The organism is Clostridium thermosuccinogenes (assembly GCF_002896855.1).
GTDB lineage: Bacteria > Bacillota > Clostridia > Acetivibrionales > DSM-5807 > Pseudoclostridium > Pseudoclostridium thermosuccinogenes.
This window is the reverse complement of the sequence record NZ_CP021850.1, coordinates 1,368,372-1,383,543: the sequence shown is the minus strand read 5'-3', so window position 1 is coordinate 1,383,543 and position 15,172 is coordinate 1,368,372. Positions and strand designations below refer to the sequence as shown.

The 15,172-nt window shown below is 43.9% G+C and carries 15 protein-coding genes; all 15 read right to left on the bottom strand.

Annotated elements, in window-relative coordinates:
- Nucleotides 1-90: 90 nt before the first annotated feature.
- Nucleotides 91-1,389, bottom strand: a complete 1,299-nt coding sequence (gene rseP, locus CDO33_RS05970; RefSeq protein WP_103089957.1) for an RIP metalloprotease RseP — start codon at nucleotides 1,387-1,389, stop codon at nucleotides 91-93.
- A 15-nt stretch (nucleotides 1,390-1,404) separates the two neighbouring features.
- Complete coding sequence (locus CDO33_RS05965) at nucleotides 1,405-2,559, bottom strand: 1-deoxy-D-xylulose-5-phosphate reductoisomerase (RefSeq protein ID WP_103080221.1); 1,155 nt, start codon at nucleotides 2,557-2,559, stop codon at nucleotides 1,405-1,407.
- 31 nt (nucleotides 2,560-2,590) lie between these two features.
- On the bottom strand, nucleotides 2,591-3,439 hold the full coding sequence (locus CDO33_RS05960; RefSeq protein WP_103080277.1) for a phosphatidate cytidylyltransferase: 849 nt from the start codon (nucleotides 3,437-3,439) through the stop codon (nucleotides 2,591-2,593).
- 27 nt (nucleotides 3,440-3,466) lie between these two features.
- Complete coding sequence (locus tag CDO33_RS05955; RefSeq protein WP_103080220.1) at nucleotides 3,467-4,216, bottom strand: isoprenyl transferase; 750 nt, start codon at nucleotides 4,214-4,216, stop codon at nucleotides 3,467-3,469.
- A gap of 135 nt (nucleotides 4,217-4,351) precedes the next feature.
- Nucleotides 4,352-4,591, bottom strand: a complete 240-nt coding sequence (locus tag CDO33_RS05950) for a hypothetical protein (RefSeq protein WP_103080219.1) — start codon at nucleotides 4,589-4,591, stop codon at nucleotides 4,352-4,354.
- Between the two features lie 8 nt (nucleotides 4,592-4,599).
- Entirely contained in the window at nucleotides 4,600-5,157 is a 558-nt protein-coding gene (frr, locus tag CDO33_RS05945) for a ribosome recycling factor (protein ID WP_103080218.1), read from the bottom strand.
- A gap of 16 nt (nucleotides 5,158-5,173) precedes the next feature.
- The gene (pyrH, locus tag CDO33_RS05940; protein ID WP_103080217.1) at nucleotides 5,174-5,881 is read right to left on the bottom strand and encodes a UMP kinase; all 708 of its coding nucleotides are present in this window, start codon (nucleotides 5,879-5,881) and stop codon (nucleotides 5,174-5,176) included.
- A gap of 298 nt (nucleotides 5,882-6,179) precedes the next feature.
- Nucleotides 6,180-6,827, bottom strand: coding sequence for a translation elongation factor Ts (gene tsf, locus CDO33_RS05935; protein WP_103080216.1), 648 nt, complete (start codon nucleotides 6,825-6,827; stop codon nucleotides 6,180-6,182).
- Between the two features lie 216 nt (nucleotides 6,828-7,043).
- Entirely contained in the window at nucleotides 7,044-7,841 is a 798-nt protein-coding gene (rpsB, locus tag CDO33_RS05930; RefSeq protein ID WP_103080215.1) for a 30S ribosomal protein S2, read from the bottom strand.
- A gap of 460 nt (nucleotides 7,842-8,301) precedes the next feature.
- Nucleotides 8,302-9,312 (bottom strand): inositol 2-dehydrogenase, encoded by a 1,011-nt coding sequence (gene iolG / locus CDO33_RS05925; RefSeq protein WP_103080214.1) that lies wholly within the window; start codon nucleotides 9,310-9,312, stop codon nucleotides 8,302-8,304.
- 22 nt (nucleotides 9,313-9,334) lie between these two features.
- Entirely contained in the window at nucleotides 9,335-10,231 is an 897-nt protein-coding gene (gene iolE, locus CDO33_RS05920) for a myo-inosose-2 dehydratase (protein ID WP_103080213.1), read from the bottom strand.
- A 242-nt stretch (nucleotides 10,232-10,473) separates the two neighbouring features.
- Nucleotides 10,474-12,408 carry a 3D-(3,5/4)-trihydroxycyclohexane-1,2-dione acylhydrolase (decyclizing) gene (gene iolD / locus CDO33_RS05915; protein ID WP_103080212.1) on the bottom strand — a complete coding sequence of 645 codons (1,935 nt, stop codon included), beginning with the start codon at nucleotides 12,406-12,408 and terminating at the stop codon, nucleotides 10,474-10,476.
- 108 nt (nucleotides 12,409-12,516) lie between these two features.
- Nucleotides 12,517-13,314 (bottom strand): 5-deoxy-glucuronate isomerase, encoded by a 798-nt coding sequence (locus tag CDO33_RS05910; RefSeq protein WP_202849471.1) that lies wholly within the window; start codon nucleotides 13,312-13,314, stop codon nucleotides 12,517-12,519.
- A gap of 1 nt (nucleotide 13,315) precedes the next feature.
- Nucleotides 13,316-14,293 (bottom strand): transketolase family protein, encoded by a 978-nt coding sequence (locus CDO33_RS05905; RefSeq protein WP_103080211.1) that lies wholly within the window; start codon nucleotides 14,291-14,293, stop codon nucleotides 13,316-13,318.
- Nucleotides 14,290-15,138: a transketolase gene (locus CDO33_RS05900; RefSeq protein WP_103080210.1), complete on the bottom strand. Its 849-nt coding sequence runs from the start codon at nucleotides 15,136-15,138 to the stop codon at nucleotides 14,290-14,292. The genes CDO33_RS05905 and CDO33_RS05900 overlap by 4 nt, the downstream gene beginning before the upstream one ends.
- Nucleotides 15,139-15,172: the final 34 nt, after the last annotated feature.

Sequence of the window (15,172 nt, the reverse complement as noted above, 5' to 3'; positions counted from 1 at the left end):
AGTTATGTAAAGGGACGAACTGCTGATAAGTCTGGATTCCTGCAGGCCGTCCCCGGTTTTTAGAAATAAAATCTTTTATCTTTTCTTTATTTACCCGGCACCGAATATCCTCATTATATCATTGGATGTCGCAAAAACCATAAGCACAAGCAGAAGCACCAGGCCCACCATTGAGATTATCGCTTCCTTTTCAGGAGGCATTGCCTTTCTTCTGATGGCCTCTATGATGAGAATGATTATCTTGCTTCCGTCCAGAGCCGGAAACGGAATAAGGTTCATAATTCCCAGATTTACGCTTATAAGGGAAGTTATACCCACAAGGTTAACCAGTTTATCCTTAATGGTCTGGCTCATTTCAACTGTTTCACCTATTGTTGTAACTATCCCTATCGGTCCCATCATCTCATTGGCAGGAACCTTCCTTTGTATAAGGTACAAAAAAGAGTAGTAGACACTCCTTGCCGTAGAATAGTTATATATGACCGACTGCTTTATATTCTCCAGCAGGTTGCCCCGGGCATATTTAAACCTGTTTATACCTATGGAAATAGTCTCTTTTGTTGTCTGGAGGGCAGGTTTTATCACAAGAGTGAGCTTCTGACCGCCTCTTTCCACCGTTACCTGAACCGGAGCATCATTGTTTTTAGCCATGAAATCCGCAATATCCTGCCTGCTAGTTATTTCCACATCGTTTAATCCGACTATCCTGTCCCCGGCTTTAAGCCCGGCTTTCTCCGCATCTGTACCCGAAAGCACGGAAGCTACCACGTTGGATTCCGGTCCTTCGCTTTCTTTGGGGGTAAATCCCAGTATATAGCTGGTTTTAGCCGGGATCACCTCCGGAGTCACCATGACTTCAATAATTTCTTTATCCCGCTTGATGCCAATCTTTACAGGTTCATTGTTTTGTGTATAGGAAAAGAGAACATAATCCGACGGATGATATATCCTTTTACCGTTATAGCTTACAATGGTATCACCATTTCTAATCCCTGCCGCATAGGCCGGTGAATCCGGTGCCACACTGGATATTTCCGTCGTGCTGAAACCGCTTGCAGAAAACACTATAGCGACAAAAATCACTGCAATCAGAAGGTTCATTAAAGGTCCGGCGAATATCACAGCCATCCTTACCGGTATCGGCTTTTTGTTAAAAGCCCTTTCATCGTCCGATGCTTCCTCTTCACCTTCCATCTTAACATAACCACCAAGGGGAACGAGGCGTACTGAATACATAGTCTCTCCCCGCTGTATTCCAAAGAGTTTTGGGCCCATAAAAAGCGAAAACTCCTCGACTTTTATCCCTGAAAGCTTTGCCGCGATGAAATGTCCGAACTCATGGACAAGTATCAGAAAGCTCAGTGCGATTACAGCAATAAATATATTCATAAATTACCTCCAGAATCAGTTAATGGACGCGGCCAATTCCATTGCTTTCTTCCTGGCCCACACGTCACTATCTATTATATCATCTATGCTTGGACTAATATTCAAAATGTGTTTATCCATCACCTTTTCATTTATTCGGGAAATGTCGTTAAAACCGATTTTTCCTTTTAAAAATAAATTTACAGAAATTTCATTGGCAGCATTTAAAACAGCCGGCATTGTACCTCCGGCATTAAGAGCCTCAAAGGAAAGCCTCAGGCATGGAAAAGTCCTATAGCAGGGATCTTCGAAAGTTAAGCTTCCTACCTTTAAGAAATCCAGCTTTGAGAAATCATTGGGCATCCTGGCCGGGTATGTAAGGGCCAGTTGAATGGGAATGCGCATATCAGGCGCCCCCAATTGGGCAATGATCGATCCATCCACATATTCAACCATGGAATGGATTATGCTCTGAGGATGTACAAGAACCTGTATCTTGTCAGCACCTACATCAAACAGCCATCTTGCTTCTATAACCTCAAAGCCCTTGTTCATGAGCGTCGCAGAATCTATGGTGATCTTGCTGCCCATACTCCAGTTTGGATGCTTCAACGCCTGCTCGACAGTAACCTTCTCCAGCTCCTCATAGCTCATGCCTCTGAATGGCCCTCCGGAAGCTGTCAGGATTATCCTGGCGAGATCCTTTTTGTCATTTGCCGCAAGGCATTGAAAAATAGCCGAATGCTCGCTATCTACAGGAAATATTCTTACATTGCGGCTCCTTGCCATGGACATGACTATAGCTCCTGCAGTTACAAGAGTTTCCTTGTTGGCCAGGGCAATATCCTTGCCTTTTTCTATCGCTGCTATTGTCGGAAGCAATCCGGCAATTCCCACAACAGAGGATACCACTGTATCCGTACCATCCATTGACGCAACTTTTTTCAGTCCGTCAACTCCTCCATATACCTCTATATTCAAATCTCTGAGCCTTTCATACAGCAAATTGGCGAGCTTTTCATCCGCCACCGCCACAGCCTGGGGTTTAAACTCTCTCGCTTGTTTTTCCAAAAGCTCAATATTTTTGTTTGCTGTCAGTCCCAGCACTTCTATTCCTAAATTGCGGGCTACATCCAAAGTCTGTATGCCTATTGACCCGGTTGAACCCAAAATTGCTATTTTCTTAGCCATTTATCCTATCTCCCTGTTCGGTTGTTGATACTCATGCAAGTATCACAAAGCTTAAGTAGAAATAAACTACAGGAGCTATAAAGAGTATGCTGTCAAACCTGTCCAGCACCCCTCCATGCCCCGGCATGATCTTTCCATAATCCTTGATCTTAACATATCTCTTTATAGCCGAAGCGGACCAGTCGCCTATCTGGGAAAGGACTCCGCTTAAAAGCCCCAGAATGGCAAAATGGTACAGTGGAATATCAGGATTTACAGGACTATAGGAATTTATAAACATTCCGTAAAGGACCATCATCACCGTACACCCGATAATTCCTCCTATCGAGCCTTCCAGGGTTTTATTGGCGCTTATGGCAGGCAGGAACTTTGTTTTGCCGAAAAAGACTCCCGTAAAATATGCGAAGGTATCCGTCACAAAAGCGCCTATGAACACCATCCATATAAAGTAGCTTCCATTTGGCAAGTTCCTGGTCAGCGGCACGAAGGAGAACAGAAAAGCCACATAAAAAGCTCCAAAAAGCGTCAGTGCTATGTCTGCAATGTTATACCTGTCATGTAAAAATATTGTCATGGCAAACAGAAACACTAAAGCCGCATACATTCCCAGAGAAAAGTAATTTATAGACTTAAATAAGCTGATATAGCTGTATACTTTGGCGGAAGTGACACCCATCCCGATAAAAAGTATAGGCAGGCAGGAAATATATCCGATTATTCTTACCGGCTTGTAGCCTGCCTTCCCAATGGCATTATAAAATTCATGAACACCTATGAGTGCAAGGATGAATATTCCTATTCCCAGGAGGTACTTCCCCGACAGGACAACCGCAAAAAGCAGCACCAATCCTATTACCGCACTTATAATCCTAGTCTTCATCGTGTTAATATCCTTTTTTCTCAACAATTAAATACCCCCATATCGCCTGTCCCTATTTTGGTAGGCATATATCGCCTCCAACATGTTTTCCTTTTTGAAATCAGGCCAGAGTACGTCGGTAAACCAGAACTCACTATATGCACTCTGCCAGATAAGAAAATTGCTCAGCCTCTTTTCTCCGCTGGTCCTTATCAGCAGGTCCGGATCTGGAATCCCTGAAGTATAAAGATGGTCCGAAATCATTTTTTCATCTATATCATCAGCAGAAATCTTTCCTGCCGCCGTTTCCTTGGCAATAGCTTTAACTGCCTTTAAAATCTCATCCCTTCCCCCATAATTCAACGCAATATTCAAAAGCATGCCTGTATTACGGGAGGTGGACTTCATTACCTTCTTCGTCAATGCCTGAATCTCGGGAGAAAGTCTGCTGATATCACCTATAACATTAATGCGCACATTTTTACCTGACAGCTCCTTGTCCGCATTCTTTAAATACTCCTTTAATAAAGACATCAGGGAATCAACCTCACTTTTAGGCCTCTTCCAGTTCTCCGTCGAAAAGGCATAGACTGTAAGGTATTTTATGCCGATCTCTTCACAGAAGGTTACGATCTTTTTCAAGGTATTAGACCCTTCCCTGTGCCCTATGCTTCTTGACAAGCCTCTTTTTTTGGCCCATCTTCCGTTACCGTCCATTATAATTGCAATGTGTTCCGGCAATTTGCCGTAATCAATTTCGTGCTTTTTCTTTCTAAACAAGCCTTTAAAAAACAACACCTATTCCTCCAGCTGCTCCATAGCCAATTTAGTTAAACCCCATCGCCAATATTATAATATAGAAGCAAAATTATTGAAACTGTTTTAACAAATATTGGACCGGTACTAAGAAAATAATAAATAACCCCTCATGTATCAGAGGGGTTTGCAAACAAGCAATTCTACCGTATTATCATCCAGGGGTTTGACCTTAATAACCCTAAATGTATCGTCATGCTCCATAATTGTTTCCTTTGGTTGGGCAGCAATCTTCACAGCCCGTATAGCCACTCCCGATTCCTCAAGAAGCTTGGCCGCTCTCTTAAAAGTATAGCCGGCAACGTCCGGTATTGCCGCATGCCGATTGCTGCTTCCTTCAGCTTTCATACCGCCCATCGTCCGATCTATACCTCAAGGATTTCCTTTTCCTTGATTTCTACAATTTTATCTATTTCACTTATGTACTTATCGGTGATATTCTGCATATCTTTCTCAGCAACCTTAAGATCATCTTCAGAAATCTCGCTCTTTTTCTTAAGGGCTTTGAAATGCTCTATTGCATCCCTTCTTATCGAACGGATGGCAACCTTTGCATCCTCGCCATGTTTCTTTGCCACTTTGGTAAGCTCTTTTCTTCTTTCCTCGGTCAGAGGTGGGAATACCAGCCTTATTACCTTTCCGTCATTATTAGGGTTAATTCCGATATCCGATTTCTGAATGGCTTTTTCAATTTCCTTCAAAATCTTTGCATCCCAAGGCTGTATCAAAATAACCCTGGCCTCGGGAACTGATATATTGCCCAACTGATTGATGGGGGTGGGAGTTCCGTAATAATCAATGGTTACTTTATCCAGTATCGCCGGATTGGCTCTTCCCGCCCTTAAGCCTGCCAGTTCTTCCTTGAGCACGCTGATGGTTTTTTTCATTTTTTCTTCAAAAGGCTTATAATCGTCCTTTACCATAAAATCCTCCCTTTCTTTAAGAAATAATCGTTCCTATATTTTCGCCAAGTACCACCTTCACAATATTTTCCGGCTTATCGAGACCAAAAAATATAATCGGTATGTTGTTATCCATACAAAGGGATGTAGCTGTCGAATCCATGGCTCCAAGTCGGTTTCCGAGGATGTCCATATAAGACAGCTTGTCGAATTTTTTTGCATCCGGGTTTTTTACCGGATCGCTGTCATATATGCCATCAACATTCTTAGCCATGAGTATGACTTCCGCATCTATTTCGGCAGCTCTCAATGCGGTGGTTGTATCTGTAGTAAAGTACGGATTGCCTGTACCGCAAGCAAAGATGACAATTCTTTTCTTCTCCAGATGCCTTACTGCTCTCCTTCTGATGTACGGCTCAGCTATCTGTCTCATTTCTATGGCAGTCTGCACCCTTGTGGGAATATTTCTTGACTCCAAGGCATCCTGTAAGGCCAGTGCATTTATGACAGTTGCCAGCATTCCCATATGGTCGGCTGTCGTCCGATCCATCGACTTGCCGCTTCTTCCCCTCCAGAAGTTGCCTCCGCCGACAACAATGGCTATTTCGACACCTAATTTATATACTTCACTTATCTTATCACATATCAAGCTGAGATAGTTTTCATCGATGCCTGCCTTTTTTTCACCTGCCAGGGCTTCTCCGCTGAGTTTTAAAATTATTCTTTTGTACTTAGGTGTTTGCATTGATAAATACCCCCACTAAATTTATTTTCTACATTGAAATTAAAAATCCTTCCTGTGATATTTAAAATTTGCCCCAGCGGTACTATTCCATGTTGCCACAGGTTAAGCAGCCTTTAAGTTTTTGCCCCGGGACAAAATAATTTTGTTCAAACTCAAAAACTTCAACGCACTGTTCACAATTCAAGTAAAATTATGTCCTGCTATCCACATAATATTCAACGTCAACCACAGCATCCCGCGAAATTGCCCTATGTCCACAATAAAGGGAACATACAAAAATATGTTCCCTTTATCATGATCAACCATTTATCTGTTTCATGACCTCTTCAGCGAAGTTTTCTTCCTTCTTTGCCAGTCCTTCGCCTTTTTCAAATCTTACAAACCTTCTTATATTAATGTTTTCTCCTATAACAGCTATCTTTTCATTCAAGAGCTGCTGTATAGTCTTGTCTGGATCTTTTATAAACGGCTGCTCCAGCAGACAAACTTCCTTATAGAATTTCTCAAGTCTGCCGGTTATCATCTTGTCCACGATGTTTGCAGGCTTGCCTTCATTAAGAGCCTGAGCCCTCAATATTTCTTTTTCCTTCTCTACCACTTCAGCCGGAACATCTTCTCTTCTAACGTACTCCGGCTTGCTTGCGGCAATCTGCATTGCGATATCCTTTACAAAAGCTCTGAAATCTTCATTTTTCGCTGCAAAATCCGTTTCGATGTTAACTTCCACCAAAACACCTATTCTTCCATCTCCGTGGATGTAAGCATCGACAATACCTTCTGCAGCTATTCTTCCAGCTTTCTTAGCAGCTGCAGCCAGTCCTTTTTCTCTGAGCAACTCAATAGCTTTCTCCATGTCACCGTTTGCATCGGTAAGAGCTTTTTTACAATCCATCATACCGGCTCCGGTTCTCTCACGAAGCTGCTTGACCATTTCGGCAGTAATCATGGTAATTCCTCCAAACTTGTATAATTAATATATTAGTTTTCCGTATCTGACTAATAAAATACCCTTCGCAAGGTACAAATATGTATAATTGCAAGCTGCACTAGTAAAACTCAGGGCTTTGATGCCTGTAAAAAACAAGGCTGTGCTCACAATTCATCTTTATAATATGAAACCGGTCTCCAGCCTCCAAAAGACCGAAGACCGGCTCTGTCACTATTATGCTTCTACTTGTGCTTCAGCTGCAGGTTCTGCTTCCAACTCTGCTACTGCTTCTGTCTCAAAACTTTCTTCCTGCTCTACAGTTTCCTCAACTCCGGAATCTGTAAGCTGTTCGCCCTGTCTGCCTTCAATTATTGCATCGGCAATTTTTGAAGCTATCAATTTGACAGCCCTGATGGCATCGTCATTGCCAGGGATTACATAATCAACTTCGTCAGGATCGCAGTTTGTGTCAACAATAGCGACTACAGGTATACCAAGTCTTCTGGCTTCGAGGATCGCATTTCTCTCTTTCCTCGGGTCAACCACAAACATAGCTCCCGGCAGTCTCTTGAGGTTCTTTATACCACCCAGGTTCTTCTCCAGGTCTGCCATTTCCTTCTTAAGCTTGATGACTTCCTTCTTGGGCAGTACATCGAACACACCGGTATTCTGCATTTCTTCCAGCTGATTCAGCCTGTCAATCCTCTTTCTGATAGTCTTGAAGTTGGTGAGCATGCCGCCCAACCATCTGGCGTTGACATAGAATTGACCGCATCTTTCGGCTTCTTCTTTAATCGCTTCCTGTGCCTGCTTCTTGGTTCCTACAAACAGCACATCCTCACCGTTCATTGCGGCTTCACGAACAAAGAAATAAGCCTCTTCTATTTTCTTTACAGTCTTCTGGAGATCGATAATATATATACCGTTCCTCTCTGTAAAGATATATTCGGCCATCTTAGGATTCCATCTTCTGGTCTGGTGTCCGAAATGCACACCGGCTTCCAGCAATTGCTTCATTGAAATAACTGACATTTTTCTACCTCCTTTGTTTAATACCTCCGCAATCTTCATCTTCACAAAGTACCTTTCGGCAACTCTTTGTGAATCCACTTGCGTGCGTATTTTCCGCTAAGTAGTATAACACATGGTAAAATTTTTATCAACATTTTTTTAATAATGTTAGGGGACAAACCTCTTACGAGCAGGATGTATTCCTTTTTCGATGAGGAATGTCCCCTTTTGATACAGTAAGGGGACACACTTCTCTCGGATAAGATGTACTCCTTTTGCGATGAGGAATATCTCCTTCTGATACAGTAAGGGGACACACCTCTTTCGGATAAGATATACTCCTTTTGCGATGAGGAATGTCCCCTAATCCACTACTAACTCTCCGCAACGCTGTCTCAAATTAGCTGGCACAACAGGTAAATTTAATTCTAAAGTATGTAGAATTGCATATTGACCCTATTTTTGTAATAGCCACTTCAGCCTATTCTTCTATCTTAACAGGCTTTCCTGTTTTATATGACTCCATAGCCGCCAACCCTATAATTACCGGCTTTAAACCGTCGATTGCAGTCACCGGAGTCGGTTTGTCATTGAGCACAGCATCAAAGAAGTCTCTGAGTTCTTCAATAAATGAATCTTTGTACCTTTCCAGGAAGAAGTATTTTGGCTTATCACTAAATACGCCTTCGCTTGTGCTCAGAACTGCAGAGCTGGGGGTATCATTGGAAACGGTTATTCCACCCTTGGAGCCGAAAACTTCCACCCTTTGGTCGTATCCATACGCTGCTTTTCTGCTGTTGTCGATCACGCCTATTGCTCCGTTCTTAAATTTCAAGGTTATGACTGCCGTATCTACGTCCCCTGCCTTTCCTATTTCCGGGTCCACCAGCACGGCAGCAGAGGTATAAACTTCCGTCACTTCACTTCCCGAGAGGTATCTGGCCATGTCAAAGTCATGGATTGTCATATCCAGCATCATACCTCCGGATACTTTTACATATTCTATCGGAGGTGGTTCCGGATCTCTGGAAGTTATCTTTATTATATGGGGCTCTCCGATCTTACCTTCTTTCACCAGCTCCCGCACCCTTTTGAAATTGTGATCAAACCTGCGGTTAAAGCCTACCTGGAACTTTACTCCAGCTTCATCCACTGCTTCCATAACCTTTTTTATCCTGTCAATATCATAATCTATAGGCTTCTCGCAGAAAATGTGTTTTCCTGCTTTCGCAGCCTCGTAGGATATCTGGGAATGGGTATTGGTGGACGAGCACACCAGAACAGCGTCAATCTCCGGATCATTTATGATTTCCTTGTAATCACTGCATACATTCTTAACACCCAGGCTTTTTGCCCAATCAGCTATCTTATCGGCATAAAGATCGGATATGGTTTTGATTTCTACATATTTAAAATTATTGGCTATATTTTCCGCATGAAGTTTACCGATTCTTCCTGCCCCGATTATACCAATCGTAATTTTCTTTTCCATTCCATAAACCCCCATTCAAAATTTACAGTCCTGTTTTTTCCCTTATATATTTTCTTGCCTTGATTGCATATTCCAGAGGATTTGCTTTGGCCGGATCCTGCTCAGCCTCTACCACAAACCAGCCTTCATAATTATTTTCAGCCAGTATTTTAAACAGCGGAACAAAATCTATCATACCATCTCCGGGAACAGTAAATACTCCTTCCCTTACTGCCTGCAGGAAGCTCATATTTTCTTTGCCCACCCTGTCCAGCACGTCTTTTCGGATATCCTTCAGGTGTACATGCTTAATCCTATGCACATATTTTTTGAGGACTTCTTGCGGATTCACCCCTGAAAACGTCAGATGTCCTGTGTCGAAAAGCAAATATACCAGCCTGGGGTCCGTCATTTCCATGAGCCTGTCTATTTCTTCAAAGGTCTGTACTCCTGTACCCATATGATGATGGTACGCCACCACCATATCCTTTTCAGCAGCAAGGCGGCCCAGTTCATTCAAGCCTGCCGCAAGTCTTTCCCATTCTTCGTCCGTAAATACCGGCTTATTCGCCATAACAGGCACATCCATCATGCCCTGTATGCTGTGTCCCTGCTCTGCTACGCCTATGACCCTTGCTCCCAACTCATACAGAAAATCCCTTTGCTTTATAAAAGCCTCCACGGTTTCCTCCAGGGGTTTTGTTGTCAGAAAAGCACTGAACCAGGTATTGCAGATAGTCAAGTTTCTTAAATCCAAGGCTTTCTTTAATACTTCCGGGTCCTTGGGATATTTGTTTCCGATCTCGCTCCCTGTATATCCTGCCAAAGCCATCTCGCTGATGCATTGCTCAAAGGTGTTTTCCGCACCCAATTCCGGCATATCGTCATTGGTCCAGGCAATAGGGGCTATACCAAGCTTTACCTTGTTCCTATCAAACATAATTCCATCCTCCCAGCTTTATAGTGAGCTCGGTTAAAACTTTATCCGTCATTAAACATGTGAAATCAATTAAATCAATTCAATCGATACGACTTTAATTAATAAGCAGCAACAAAGAGTCAGCATGAAAGAGAAAGCCAATTGCCTTCCGGCAATTGCTTTCTCTTCATTATTGAATTGCAATTTCCCTGATGTTTTATATTTGATACACGATAAAAGTGTCGTGTATATGCTCCAATACATCAGTATTTTCTGGCTTTCTCCAATTCCTTTTTAACTCTCCTGGTTGCACTCAAAACGCTTTCTTTCTCAGCCACTTCGGCACTTCCGACTCTCCACCAGGACTCATAGTCATGGGTCATGGTCTTGGGCAGAACCTTGATGTCTATAAGAGTGGAAACAGTTTGCTTCTTTGCATCCTCCACCGCAGCCCTTAATTCTTCTTCGGTTCTGACCGTATAGGTTTTACATCCATATCCTTCCGCATTCTTTGCAAAATCAATGTAAATCAGGTCACCGTCCAGCTTTCCTGTCTCAGGGTTGCGGTATCTGAACTCAGTACCGAAGCTTCCCATGCCGTGGCCCATCTGTAGGTTGTTAATGCACCCAAAGGACATATTGTCAAAGACGACAACGTTGATTTTTTTCCTCTCCTGTATGGAGGTAGGCAGTTCCGAGTGGAGCATCATATAAGAGCCGTCACCCACCATTGCGTATACTTCCTTGTCCGGACATGCCAGCTTGGCTCCCAATGCTGCATTGATCTCATAGCCCATGCATGAGTAACCGTATTCCATATGATAGGTTTCCGGAGCTTTTGCCCTCCAAACCCTTTGCATATCTCCGGGCAGACTTCCGGAAGAGCCGACTACGATGGCATCGTTATCCAAAATCTCATTCAAAATGCCCAAAACCCTTGTCTGCGTCAGATATGAACCGGTTGCCTCACCGAATTCTTCCAGGACATGGTCGATATGACCTGCTATCTCGGGTTTAAAGCCTTTGCCCGTATATTGCAGAGTATCAAGCCTCTTAAGTTCTTCAGCCCATTTATCCTTAGCTTCCTTGATTTCATTGGTATAGGCCGATTTGTAGCCGACTTTGTCCAGCTCTTGCATCAATGCCTCCAACGCAACCTTTGCATCGGCGACAACCTTGACGGCATCCAGCTTATAGGCATCAAATTCAGCGACATTTATATTGACAAATTCTACGTTCTCATTCTGGAACAACCATTTGGATGAGGTTGTGAAGTCCGTATACCTGGTGCCTACACCGATGACCAGATCTGCTTCCCGGGCAATCATATTGGCAGCCAGGTTACCGGTCGCACCGATTCCGCCCAGGTTTAATTCATGATCCCATGGTATGGCGCTCTTTCCAGCCTGAGTCTCTCCAAAAGGTATGTTATATTTTTCTGCAAAAGCCCGGAAGGTTTCCGAAGCTTCCGAATACCTTACTCCTCCTCCGCATATCAGGATAGGCTTCTTCTTAGTCCTGATCAGATTAACGGCATCGTTTATCATTTCCTTTGTAGGAGGTCTTCTTTCTATCCTGTGAACGCGCTTTTTGAAAAATTCTACGGGATAGTCATAGGCCTCTGCCTGTACGTCCTGGGGAAGCGCAATTGTTACGGCTCCAGTATCTGCAGGGTCGGTCAGAACTCTCATGGCATTAAGCATAGCGCTCATCAGCTGCTCCGGACGGTTTATCCTATCCCAGTACTTGCTGACTGCCTTGAAAGCATCATTGGTGCTTATGCTTATATCATGAAAGTGCTCAATCTGCTGCAGCACAGGGTCGGGCTGCCTGGATGCGTAAGTATCACCCGGGAGGAATAACACAGGAATGCGGTTTGCAGTGGCGGTTGCTGCTGCTGTAACCATATTGGCGGCGCCTGGTCCGACGGAAGAGGTGCATGCATAGATTTGCTTCCTAAGCTTCTGCTTTGCATATCCTGCTGCCACATGGCTCATTCCCTGCTCATTGCGTGCCTGATGCACCACCAGTTCACCCGGGTCCTGTTCCAGAGCCTGACCCAATCCCAGTACATTTCCATGTCCAAATACCGTAAATATACCTTTTACGAATTTATGCTGCACTCCGTCAAACTCCACATACTGATTATCCAGGAATTTCACTAAGGCCTGTGCCATCGTCAATCGTATGGTTTTCATCTAATACCTCCTTTTACCTTATACCGGTTGGCAGTGCCAACTGGCGCTTATAATAAGCCTCTTTATGCTATATACCTTTATAAACACTAAACATCCTTTGAAGATATGCTATTTGCTGTCAGGCCAGAATTTCGCATTCTTGTCGGTCACCCAGAGGTGTTCCGGCTCAAATGTGGGTATTATATAAGGATTGCCGTCCAAATGGCGAATAGCCCATATATAGAACATCGCATAGCCCGGTGCGGTCACCTGGGGATGGCTGGCATCGTTGAGAATCTTGATGGTATCGTTGTTCTTTACCATGACAACATCTTCGCCCAGTTGAGCAAAACCATATCCATTTTCGGGATTGAATCTATAAAAATAAATCTCTGGCTGGGGATGATGATGAGGTGGGTAGCTGGACCATCTTCCCGGGAAATTTATTACTTCCCCCAGGACAAGGTTCGAATCACCGGAATTTGTTATATCAAATATTGTCCTCACTATTCGGGTAGATGTTTCTCCCATCGTGCCTTCACCCCGGAGTTCGCTCCTGCATTCCTCCTTCGTATATAGCTTCGGCGTAAAGATTTTATCGTTATATGTCTTTGTTATCGCAATTTCAGTACCATCCCTGAGGCATTCAATGCTTACCTCCACATCCTTGGGCACATGAAGACACCAGGGGTTTTCATCAAAGAACGAATCTCTTCTTACCGTGACTTTGTTTCCTTCCCAGTTGAGCACGACCTCGCCTTTGAGAAGCAGATAAGCTCTTTCCTTGCCTTCTGAACTGGTTTCCACCATACCCTTGCTCATGAGCAATATGCCAAAGTCCATCATTGTGTTGTCTTCTTTTTCATCAATTGTTGTTATTGGATTATATCCTATCGAAAACTCCCTATCAGGCCTTATATGAATCAATTCAACACCCTCCCTGTTTTCTTGTAATCACTTTCCTGCATTTTTCAGCAATATCTTCCGGAGTCATGTTATACTCTTTGGCGAGATAATCGACCGGACCCACCTGGCCAAACCTGTCCCTTGAACCTATCCTTTCCATGGGAGTCGGGCAATTCTCCGCCAGGACTTCAGCTACAGCAGAACCCAAGCCATTTATTATGCTGTGGTTCTCTGCAGTAACAACCGCTCCGGTCTCCCGGGCGCATTTTACTATCATTTCCACATCTATGGGCTTTAGGGTAAACATATCCACCACCCTGGCAGAAATCCCCTCTTTTTCCAGCATATCAGCCGCCTTAAGGGATTCACCTACCATGTAGCCCATGGCAAATATGGTTACATCTTTACCGTCTCTTAACTGTATTCCCTTTCCTATTTCAAAAGTTGAGCCTTCTTCATATATGCCCAGGGCATTTTTCCTTAAAAGCCTTATGTAGAAGACACCGTATATATCGGCCACCTGCCGTATAATGTCCTTTAGCATCATTGAGTCGGTAGGCTCCATGATGGTTATTCCCGGTACATTGCGAAGGATTCCCATATCTTCAAAAGGCATGTGGGTTCCTCCATTGAACGCAGCGGTAATCCCCGGGTCGCTTCCGATTATTTTGACATTGAGCTTGGCATAACCACATGAAAGAAATATCTGATCATAGCATCTTCTGGAAGCAAAAGGTCCGAAACTATGAGCAAAAGGCACCTTTCCGGTGGCTGAAAGACCTGCTGCCACCCCTATCATATTGGCTTCCTGTATTCCAACATCGATGGCTCTGTCCGGAAATGCTTTCAAAAACGGCATCATTCCCATGGAATTCATCAAATCCGCATCCAGCGCCACAATCCTGTCATCCTTTGCGGCCAGCTCCATCAATGCGTCACAGTAAGCTTTTCTCATTTCAATACTCTCTTTTACCTTGTTTGCTGCGATAATTGCCTTCATAAGCTCACCACCTTCTCCAGTTTTTTCTCCAGCTCCTCAATCGCTTCTTTCATTTGACTTTCACTGATTTCTATATGGTGGTTGAACAGAAGATTCTCTGCAAAACTGCATCCCTGTCCTTTTATCGTGTCCAGAACAATAACCGAAGGCTTTCCCTTTGTATTCCTGGCTCGCTCTATAGCTTCGTATATGCTGGCTACACACTTGCCATCCGCATCCTGGGCATACCATCCGAAGCTTTCAAATTTCGCCCTGATGTCCCTCGGGTCGTTGATGTCCTTTGTGTAACCATCCAGCTGCTTTTTGTTATTGTCGACGAAGGCTATCAGGTTGTCCAGCTTCCGGTGAGCTGCAAAGGAAGCCATTTCCCAAACCTGGCCTTCCTGGATTTCACCGTCTCCCAATATGAGGTATGTTTTGCTGTCCCTACCGCTCAAACGGTTTCCCAGTGCTATACCTGCCGCTGTGGATGCACCCTGTCCCAAAGATCCGGTAGTCATATCTATACCAACGGTCAGGTTTCTGTCGCAATGGCTCGGTAAACGGGTCCCTGGTTTGTTCAAGGTTTTCAATTCTTCCATAGGGAAGTAGCCTTTAATGGCCAGGGCGGCATATACTGCCGGCCCTGCATGCCCTTTAGAGCAGACTAACCAATCCCTGTCCTCCCAACGGGGATTTTTGGGATCTACATTCATAACCTTGCCATATAACACTGCCAGAGTCTCAACAATGGACATCGCACCGCCAAGATGCCCAAAGCCCAGTGTGCCTATTTCCCGGATGGTTTCTATCCTTATTTTTAGTGCCAATATTTCCAGTTCTTTTATCTCCTGTTTGCTTAACATTTCACCGCCCCCATTCTTGCATTATCTATAGGGT

Excerpts from the sequence above, each read along its gene's own strand:
- rseP (WP_103089957.1), bottom strand. The coding sequence starts at position 1,389 with ATGAATATATTTATTGCTGTAATCGCACTGAGCTTTCTGATACTTGTC.
- CDO33_RS05965 (WP_103080221.1), bottom strand. The coding sequence starts at position 2,559 with ATGGCTAAGAAAATAGCAATTTTGGGTTCAACCGGGTCAATAGGCATA.
- CDO33_RS05960 (WP_103080277.1), bottom strand. The coding sequence starts at position 3,439 with ATGAAGACTAGGATTATAAGTGCGGTAATAGGATTGGTGCTGCTTTTT.
- CDO33_RS05950 (WP_103080219.1), bottom strand. The coding sequence starts at position 4,591 with ATGGGCGGTATGAAAGCTGAAGGAAGCAGCAATCGGCATGCGGCAATA.
- frr (WP_103080218.1), bottom strand. The coding sequence starts at position 5,157 with ATGGTAAAGGACGATTATAAGCCTTTTGAAGAAAAAATGAAAAAAACC.
- pyrH (WP_103080217.1), bottom strand. The coding sequence starts at position 5,881 with ATGCAAACACCTAAGTACAAAAGAATAATTTTAAAACTCAGCGGAGAA.
- tsf (WP_103080216.1), bottom strand. The coding sequence starts at position 6,827 with ATGATTACTGCCGAAATGGTCAAGCAGCTTCGTGAGAGAACCGGAGCC.
- rpsB (WP_103080215.1), bottom strand. The coding sequence starts at position 7,841 with ATGTCAGTTATTTCAATGAAGCAATTGCTGGAAGCCGGTGTGCATTTC.
- iolG (WP_103080214.1), bottom strand. The coding sequence starts at position 9,312 with ATGGAAAAGAAAATTACGATTGGTATAATCGGGGCAGGAAGAATCGGT.
- iolE (WP_103080213.1), bottom strand. The coding sequence starts at position 10,231 with ATGTTTGATAGGAACAAGGTAAAGCTTGGTATAGCCCCTATTGCCTGG.
- iolD (WP_103080212.1), bottom strand. The coding sequence starts at position 12,408 with ATGAAAACCATACGATTGACGATGGCACAGGCCTTAGTGAAATTCCTG.
- CDO33_RS05905 (WP_103080211.1), bottom strand. The coding sequence starts at position 14,293 with ATGAAGGCAATTATCGCAGCAAACAAGGTAAAAGAGAGTATTGAAATG.
- CDO33_RS05900 (WP_103080210.1), bottom strand. The coding sequence starts at position 15,138 with ATGTTAAGCAAACAGGAGATAAAAGAACTGGAAATATTGGCACTAAAA.